Annotated in this window: 1 protein-coding gene; it reads right to left on the bottom strand. The window is 71.9% G+C overall.

All coding sequences use genetic code 11. From position 1 onward, the window contains the following. Positions 1 to 239: 239 nt before the first annotated feature. Positions 240 to 424, bottom strand: a 185-nt coding sequence (locus JHD63_RS22895; protein ID WP_198973119.1) for a hypothetical protein, incomplete at its 5' end; no start/stop codon positions are given.

Here is a 424-nt window from a genome sequence, read left to right as displayed (position 1 = left end):
CCCCCGCCCCCCCCCCCACCACCCCAGCACGCCCCCCCCCCCCCCCCCCACCCCCCCCCCCCCCCCCCCGACCCCCCCCACCACCCCCCCCGCCCCGCCGGCCGCCTCCGTCGCCACCGCTTACGAGAAGCCATGTACGGCAACGTGGGAACGGAGATGAGTTATAGCCACATCGGGTCCACTCACCCAAGCCAGCAGGCGGCCCGCCAGTTGGCGGTATGTCTCCAGCAACTCGGCGGTCACTTCTGGATCTGTCTCTTATACACATCTGACGCTCCCGACGAAGAGAACCTAGTGTAGCACTCGATGATCAGGGTCACAGAGATCCCGGAAGGGGTGGTCGGCGTGGTGGGGGGGGTTGGGGTGGGGGTGGGGCGGGGGGGGGGGGCTCGGGTGGTGTGGGAGGGGGGGGGGGGGGGCAGCG

It is taken from the genome of Xylophilus sp. ASV27, from assembly GCF_016428875.1.
GTDB lineage: Bacteria > Pseudomonadota > Gammaproteobacteria > Burkholderiales > Burkholderiaceae_C > Xylophilus.
This window is presented reverse-complemented; position numbering and strand designations above follow the sequence as displayed.